This window comes from Bifidobacterium vansinderenii (assembly GCF_002234915.1).
GTDB classification, from domain to species: domain Bacteria; phylum Actinomycetota; class Actinomycetes; order Actinomycetales; family Bifidobacteriaceae; genus Galliscardovia; species Galliscardovia vansinderenii.
Window position 1 is genome coordinate 344,037 of record NZ_NEWD01000004.1, and the last position, 8,143, is coordinate 352,179.

Below are 8,143 nucleotides of genomic sequence, written 5' to 3' on the forward strand. Positions count from 1 at the left end.
CGCCCTCCCTCGGAGGGAGCACGTAAAAAGAGGGGCAATGGGAAGGGCTCCCGCGGTGGGAGCCCTTCGAGGATTATCAGGCTTCGGCAGCGGCCTTGGCCTCACGCTTGGCCTTGAGGGCCGCGGCGTTGGAGTCGACACGCTTCTTGTTCAGCGGGTAGATGAAGATCAGGATGAGCAGCATCACGCCGAAGAAGATGGCCGGCAGCAGGGTGACGTACATGTACAGGCCGTCCAGAGTCTCCTGGGACTGCACCACGGCAGCGCCTTCCTTGTAGCCGATCCAGCCGAGGGCGGCACCGGAGAACCAACCGGCGAACGCCTGGCCAAGCTTGCGGGCGAAGGAGTACACGGAGTAGCAGGTGGCGTCCTCACGAACACCCTTGTGCACTTCGATGTCGTCGATGACCTCGGTGATCATGGCCCAGATCACGATGTTGAACAGGCCGATGCCCAGGAAGGTCAGGATGTACAGGGCCGAGAACAGCACGGCGTTGGTGGTGTGGATGACGTACAGGATGAACATGCAGGCGCAGCCGATGATCGAACCGGTGACACCCATGACCTTGTGGCCGACCTTCTTGGCCAGCGGCTGAGCGAACGGAGCGATGGCGAAAGTAAGCACGCTGCAGATCAGGTTCACGGTGGACAGCAGGGCGGAGCTCTTGAAGTAGTCGGTGAAGAGGTAGTTCGCCATCTGCTGCATGAACAGCATGGCCATCAGCAGGGCGATGGCGGCGCCGATGATGCCGGCCATGGCACGGGAGGAGAAGGCGCTGGAGAGCATGTGTCCGATGGACTTGCGCTCCTCGGCGGCGCTGGCGCCGGAGTGATCCTCGGCCTTCACGCGCTCGGTGGACATCTTGTAGCAGACGAAGTAGCAGAGGAAGGAACCGACGGCGAAGATCAGGGAGACCCACATGAAGATGTGCGTGCCCTCACCGCCGCGGATGATCTGGTTGCCGGCCTCATCCTTGGTGTAGATGATGAGCGGGGCGACCACACCGATGATCAGCGAGGCGCAGGTGGCGCCCACGGTACGGAAGGTGGAGAGGCTGGTGCGGTGCTCAGGCTCGGGCGAGATGACGGAAGCCATGGAGCCGTAGGGGATGTTCACGCAGGAGTAGAGAATGCCCCAGACGATGTACGTGACGTACATGTACGCGATCTTGACGCCCATCGAGGAGTTGATGGCGAAGGTCTGATACATCAGGAACGAGAAGATGGTGACCGGAGCGGCCATGCGCATCATGATGACGCGGTACTTGCCGTTCGGGTGGGTCTTGGCCTTGTCGACCACCACGCCCACGGTGACGTCGGCGAAGGCGTCGATGATTCGCGCGATCAGGAACAGGGTGCCGACCACGGCGCCGGAGATGCCCATCACCTTGGTGTAGAACACCATGAGGAACGAGCTGGCGAAAATGAACATGAAGTCATTTCCCCAGTCGCCGAACATGTAGCCGATCTTGTCTTTCATGCCGAACGGCTTGACCGCCTTGGCATTGCTTGCAGCACTCATTGCTTTCATTCCCTCCCTTGGGCATGACAGAGCCTGATTTCGGAGACCAAACATCCACGCTTCCTCGTGCGGATGCGCTTTTTACACTTGCCAGGTTTCAAAAGCGATAGTCGGACCACGCACGGCCCTGTTTGTGCGTGACGTGTGATTGTTGCTGTTACTTCTCTTTGCAGCGTGAGATGAATGTTGTGCATATCGCCTCGCTGCGTGGTTCCCACTTTATACGGGGAAACATGGCGCCGAAAATGTTTCCATGAGTTTCCGCGGGAGTGGGGATAGGGGTGGGCGGGAATGCTTTTGAACGTTGGGGCTTCCCCTTGAGGGGAAGCTGGCAGCCGACAGGCTGACTGATGAGGTGGGAGGGAATGGGGCCGGAAAGGACGCGAGCCCTTCCTCAGTCCGGCTCCGCCGGACAGCTCTCGCCCATGGAGGGAGCACGGAATCGAACGGGAAGCGCGGCACCTCATCCGTCGGCTTCGCCGACACCTTCCCCTCGAGGGGAAGGAAACCTAGGCTGCGGTGTGAATACGAAAACGCCCCGAAGCGTGGGGAAGGGAACACGCTTCGGGGCTCTGGATATAGCGGCATCGCACAAGGCGATACGGATGGTTGGGGTCCTGTCGGACCAGGACCTACTTCTTGATCTGCTGGAGCTGCTTATTGAGGTAGGCGAGCTTCTGGCCCAGGTCCTCGGCCTTGCCGGACATGCTGCGCAGCTGGTCGAACATCTCCACGAGGCTCTTGTTGCCGAGCACGCCGAGCATGCTGGCCTTGATCCTCATGTTCGCGATGCTGGACGCGGCGTTGGTCACCGTGGCGGACGCCTCGGGGTTGTCGAGGATCACGCTGACGGTGTCGTGCACCGAATAGCAGGACTCATCGTACGGAGCGTCAACGGCCAGACCATCATCAGCGGAGACGTCGTCGAACCAGTTCATGACGATGTTGCCACCCTCCGGATCGACGAACTTGTACGGCTCGTACGGCTCGGCGACCTTCTGCCAAGTGGCGGAGTCCTCGGCGATGCCGGCGCGGACGGTCACGTGCGTGTAGCCGTCGGCCAGCGGAACGTCCTTGAACACGAAGATGTGCGGATCGTCCTGCGCGGAGGCTGCCAGCGTGGCGAACGGCTTGCCGTCCACGACGAGCGCCACCTCGGGCTGGTTGGAGTAGACCTTCACGTCGATCGCGTCGGCGGCGCGGCGAGCGTAGCGCTTGGAGCAGATGTGCACCATGGGCTCGGCCGACCAGTACGCCTGGTAGATGAAGAAGGAGTCCTTCTTGATCTTGCGGTCGATGGTCACCAGACCCTTGTTGTTGCGGCCTTCGACGCCGCCCTCCTTACGGGCGTCGCAGCCGAAGTCGAACATGTTCCACACGTGGGTGCCCCACAGCCACGGACGCTCGTCAATGATACGGGCCATGTGCTCGTGGTAGATCGCCTGATACTCCTCGGAGTAGTCGCCGCACTGCGGATCGTCGGTGTGGTAGCTGATGATGCCTTCGCAGCCGTACTCGGACAGGCCGAAGGAGCGGTCCGGGTGCATGGCGTGGAAGTCATCGAGCCAGGCCTCGTTGTCCTCGAGGTGGCCGCCGTACCAGCCGAAGTAGTGGTTGTAGCTGAGGATGTCGGTGATCTGGTTGTGCTCGGAGTCCTTCGGCGTGTTGGACACCTGTGCCATGGTGGTGACGCGGGTGGGGTCGAGGGAGTGGGCCAGATCGTTGATCTCCTTGAGGTTCTGCACCAGCTGCGGGCTGTCGCCGCCGATGAGGATCTCGTTGGAGATGCCCCACATGAGGATCGACGAGTGGTTGAAGTTCTGGATCACGAGCTCGGTCATCTGGCTCAGGCAGTCCTGATGTGCGGCCGGATCGTCGTTCATCTTGGAGATGAACGGGATCTCCGCCCAGATCACGAAGCCAAGCTGGTCGCACAGATCGTAGAAGTCGCGGGACTGCTGGTAGTGGGCCAGACGGATGGTGTTGGCACCCAGCTCCTTGATCAGGTAGGCGTCCTCGACATGATCCTCAAGGCTCAGCGCGTTGCCCTTGCCGAGACGATCCTGATGACGGGAGACGCCGCGCAGCGGGGTGAGCTTGCCGTTGAGGAAGAAGCCCTCCTGCGGGTCGAAGCGGAACTCGCGCACGCCGTGCAGGAACGAGACCTCGTCGAGCACCTCGTTGTGGCGGATGATCGTGGCGACGACCTCGTACAGGTACGGATCCTCGGTGCCCTGCCACAGGTGGGCGTCGGGGATGACGATCTCGGTGCGCACCTTGCCGCCGTCGACGTCGGCCGGCTGGGCGGCGGAGGCCACCTCGTTGCCGTCGTCGTCGAAGATCTGGAAGTTGACCACGTCGCCCTCGGCGGCGTCGGTCACCCATGCACGGGCGTCGAGCACCGCGGCGCCGTCCTTGATCGTGGAGGAGACGGTCACGCCGGGGCCGCCGTGATAGTCGAGATCGAAGTGGGTCGGGTTGACGTACAGCACCTCGACCGGGCGGTACAGACCGCCGTAGAAGGTGAAGTCGGCCATCTGCGGGTAGACGTCGGAACGCTCCTCGTTGCTCACCTTCACGGCCAGCACGTTCTCGCCCGGCATGAGCGCGGTGGTGATGTCGGCACGGAACGTGGAATAGCCGCCCACGTGTTCGGTGACCTTGCAGCCGTTGACGTATACCTCGGCCACGTTCGCCGCGCCCTGGAACTCCAGGTACACGCGGGTCTCGGGGGCGTGGGGCTTGAGGGTCAGCTGGCGCACGTACCAGCAGGCGCCGCGGTAGTAGTCGGAGCCGCCGTCCTGACCGTCGAACGCATTCCAAGTGTGGGGAACCTCAACAGCCTCCCATTCAGGGCCCGGAGCGTAGGCGGGAACGCCGTCGATGGTCTCCTTGGTGAAGAGCCAGCCATCGTGAAGAGCTTCGGAAAAACGCATGTGTGCCATCCTTTTGGTTGTTCCGGGCCGACAATCGGCGTCGGCCATGATCGAATTGTCGAATCGAGGTGGGTTCGATTGATGTGTGTACTGGTTACGAGGTGTAGAGGAGCGGTACCGGTACCTCGTTGTCGGTTCCGTTCCAGTGATTCTCACTTTATGCGAGAAAAACAGGGGTGAATTTTCTTTCCATAGTTTTCCACAGAGGTGGATGGGATGGCCCGGTGTGCGACGGGGTGGAATGAGGAGATGGGGAATCGGCTGCGCCGATGTCATGTCGTGTTTTCGCTGATGCGAATCACCTCATCCGTCGGCTACGCCGACACCTTCCCCTCAAGGGGAAGGGAAAAGGAGCGATCGGGCTTCGCCTCAAGGGGAAGGATGAGGAGAGTCTTGTCGGGCTTCCCCTTGAGGGGAAGCTGGCAGCCGAAGGCTGACTGATGAGGTGGAACGAGAACAGAAAAGGACGCGATGAGGTGGGAACCAGAACGGAAAAGGACGCGAACCCTCCCTCAGTCCGGCTGCGCCGGCCAGCTCCCTCCCATGGAGGGAGCACGGAATTGAGCGGAACGCGCCGCACCTCATCCGTCGGCTACGCCGACACCTTCCCCTCAAGGGGAAGGAAAAAGGAGCGATCGGGCTTCGCCTCAAGGGGAAGGAGGAGAAGAGAACGATCGGGCTTCGCCTCAAGGGGAAGGAAAAACCATGTCGAGAAACTTACCTGTCGATAACTATTCATGTGAAAATACTGGAATGCGGCAAGGCCAGCGGTTAGCATGAAAACGGGCGATCGCGCCGAGGACGGCCGCGTCCGCCCGCCGAACAGCATAGGAGCATATCGATGAGCGAATCCATGAAGGTCACCATCCGCGACGTGGCGAAGGAGGCCGGCGTCTCCCCCACCACGGTCTCCCGCGCACTGTCACGGCCCGGCAGGGTGAATCTGGAAACCGCCACGAAAGTGCGCGAAGTGGCGGAACGACTGGGATATCGCACCAAGAATCTCGAACCGCAGAACGACGACGCGCTGCGCGGCATGATCCTCACCACGGCCAGCGATCTCAAGTACTCCGTGTTCGCTGACTTCGTGGACGGCATGCAGAAGCCGTGCCTCGACCGCAACTTCATCCTGCTCACGGCCATCACCGAGGAGAACCGCGATCTGGAGCGCAGCACAATCATGCGCATGACCTCGCAGGTGGACGGGCTGATCCTCACGTCGTCGCGCCTGTCCGACTCCACCGTACGCAAGGCCGCGCAGATGCGTCCGACCGTGGTGGTCAACCGGCTCGTCAGCGGCGTGCAGTCCGTGATCAGCGACGACCGGCCCGTGCTCACCAGAATCGTGCGACGACTCAAGGCACTCGGCCACCGGTCGATCAGCTACGTGGCAGGCCCCGACAACTCCTGGCAGAACGGGCTGCGCTGGCAGGCGCTACTCGTGGCATGCCAGCGGGAGCAGATCAAACTGCGCAGGATCACCGGACCAACGCTGCCCACGCGCGTGACCGGCTCGCTGATGGAGGACGCATTCCGCGAATTCATGCGCAGCCCCACCACCGCCGTGGTGCTGTTCAACGACATCTTCGCCCTGCAGTTCATGGATCTGCTCGCCGCCGCGGACATCCGCATCCCCGAACAGGTGTCGGTGATCGGTATCGACGATACTCCGGAGTCGGCGCGCAGCACTCCCCCGCTGGCCACCGTGCACATTCCGCGCGAGGAGATGGGCGCCGATGCGTCAAGCAAGCTCATCTCCAAGATCCTGCACACGTCCGACGGCAGCACCACGCCGGTGGTGCGATACTCGACGTTCATCGAACGCGAAAGCGTGGGGCCGGCGCCGGATCAGCCCATCGCGGCGGCGGAATAGACAACGGCGGGAGACTCATGAGCAACGAGAACCGGACGGAGCGGGCGAAGCCGGGTCAGGCGACGATCTGGGATGTGGCGCAGGCGGCCGGCGTGTCCATCGCCACGGTGTCGAGGGCGTTCTCGCGCCCCGGCAAGGTGAGCGCCGCCACGCTGCGACGCGTGCACGATGCCGCCGAACGACTCGGCTACCGCACCGAGACGATCGTGCATCACAGCCGCGAGGACGACGAGCTGCGCGGACTCATATCGATCGTGGTCACCGATCTGGAGAATCCGATCTCCGCGCAATACGCACGCGGCGTGCAGCAGTACTGTGTGGAAAAGAACTACGGGCTCATGGTCAACGATACGGAAGAGGACACGTCGGCCGAGCTCGCCATCATCAAACGCAGCCTCAACCACGTGGACGGCGTGATCCTCGACTCCACGCGCATGCCCGACACGGCCATCCGCAAACTCGCGCGACTCAAGCCCGTGGTGGTGCTCAACCGTGTGGTGTCGGGCGTGACCAGCGTGACCTTCGACTGCGCGCCAAGCCTGCGTCGGGCCATCGAAGTGTTCGCGCGGCTCGGGCACCGGTCGATCAGCTACATCGCCGGGCCGGACAATTCATGGCAGAACGGGCTGCGCCGCAACACGATCCTCACCACATGCCAGACGATGGGACTGACCTGCCGACTGCTGCCGTGCGCCTACCCGCTGCGCGACAACGCGGCCGCGGCGTTCAGCGCGTTCATGGAGCGGCCGACCACGGCAGTGATCGCGTTCAACGACGCCATCGCCGTGGAGTTCATACGATTCCTCGAATCGCATGGCGTCGGCGTGCCGCAGCAGATCTCGGTGATGGGCATCGACGACATTCCCATGGGTCGGGCGATCACGCCGTCGCTGAGTACGATTTCGTTCCCACGAAGGGATATGGGACATGCGGCGGCAAAGATCGTGATCGACCGGCTGCTGCACATCGCGCCCGGCGGCGGGGTTGGCGAAGCCGACCGCACGGACGGCGTTGACGGCACGGGCGGCGCAAACGACGATGGCGGCGATGCCGTACCGCTGCACTTCGAATCGTCGTTCGTGCAACGGGACAGCATCGCCGCCATCAATCCGCTTATCGCGGCGGGGATTGGGTGACTGGCTCGCCGGGCTCCCGGAGGCTGACGGTCACCTCATCCGTCGGCTGGCGCCGACACCTTCCCCTCAAGGGGAAGGAGGAGAAATGGGCGGATTCTAGTGGTGGTTGCAACACCTGTGTTGCTGTCTGATTTGGTTGTGTGATCGTATCATGCCGCTTCGATCAGGTCGAGCATGACCTCGATCGGAGACCTGGCGTCAAGGGTCTTTCTGGGACGGTTGTTCATTTTGGCCGCGATCATGTCCAGATACGCCCGCGAATACCCGCCCAGGTCGGCCCCCTTCGGGAAATACTGGCGCAGCAGCCCGTTCGTGTTCTCGTTCGTGCCCCGCTGCCACGGCGAATGCGGGTCGCAGAAGAACACGTCCATGTCCAGCGAGGCCGAGATGCGTCTGTGGAGCGCGAGTTCCGAACCCTGGTCCCAGGTCAGGGACCGTCGCAGAACGGCGGGCAGTTCTCCCATCCGGTCGATGATCGCCCGTTGGACGTGTTCGGCGTCATGCCCGTCGGGCAGATGCAGAAGGATCAGGAACCGGGTGGAGCGCTCCACGAGCGTGCCGATCGCGCTGCGGTTGTTCGCGCCCATGATCAGGTCGCCCTCCCAATGGCCGGGCACGGCACGGTCCTCCGCCTCCGCGGGACGCTCGGAGATCATGACCATCGGCTCGCGGAACC

The 8,143-nt window shown here is 62.7% G+C and carries 5 protein-coding genes; 2 read left to right on the forward strand and 3 right to left on the reverse strand.

The features are described 5' to 3' along the window. Window positions 1-76 precede the first annotated feature (76 nt). The gene (locus tag Tam10B_RS02690) at window positions 77-1,522 is read right to left on the reverse strand and encodes an MFS transporter (protein ID WP_093959713.1); all 1,446 of its coding nucleotides are present in this window, start codon (window positions 1,520-1,522) and stop codon (window positions 77-79) included. 632 nt (window positions 1,523-2,154) lie between these two features. Next, entirely contained in the window at window positions 2,155-4,458 is a 2,304-nt protein-coding gene (locus tag Tam10B_RS02695; RefSeq protein ID WP_093959714.1) for a glycoside hydrolase family 2 protein, read from the reverse strand. Between the two features lie 841 nt (window positions 4,459-5,299). Between Tam10B_RS02695 and Tam10B_RS02705 the strand changes: the two genes are divergently transcribed. Both Tam10B_RS02705 and Tam10B_RS02710 read left to right on the forward strand, forming a co-directional pair. Then, a complete protein-coding gene (locus Tam10B_RS02705) occupies window positions 5,300-6,331 on the forward strand; it encodes a LacI family DNA-binding transcriptional regulator (RefSeq protein ID WP_093959716.1) in 1,032 nt (343 codons plus the stop codon). Between the two features lie 17 nt (window positions 6,332-6,348). Beyond that, entirely contained in the window at window positions 6,349-7,467 is a 1,119-nt protein-coding gene (locus Tam10B_RS02710) for a LacI family DNA-binding transcriptional regulator (RefSeq protein ID WP_093959717.1), read from the forward strand. A gap of 149 nt (window positions 7,468-7,616) precedes the next feature. Here Tam10B_RS02710 and Tam10B_RS02715 read toward each other — a convergent pair. Then, window positions 7,617-8,143 (reverse strand): IS30 family transposase (locus tag Tam10B_RS02715; RefSeq protein WP_143248508.1); only part of this gene is annotated, 527 nt, incomplete at its 5' end.

Coding starts and splice junctions, on each gene's coding strand:
- Tam10B_RS02710 (WP_093959717.1), top strand. CDS start 6,349: ATGAGCAACGAGAACCGGACGGAGCGGGCGAAGCCGGGTCAGGCGACG.
- Tam10B_RS02690 (WP_093959713.1), bottom strand. CDS start 1,522: ATGAGTGCTGCAAGCAATGCCAAGGCGGTCAAGCCGTTCGGCATGAAA.
- Tam10B_RS02705 (WP_093959716.1), top strand. CDS start 5,300: ATGAGCGAATCCATGAAGGTCACCATCCGCGACGTGGCGAAGGAGGCC.
- Tam10B_RS02695 (WP_093959714.1), bottom strand. CDS start 4,458: ATGCGTTTTTCCGAAGCTCTTCACGATGGCTGGCTCTTCACCAAGGAG.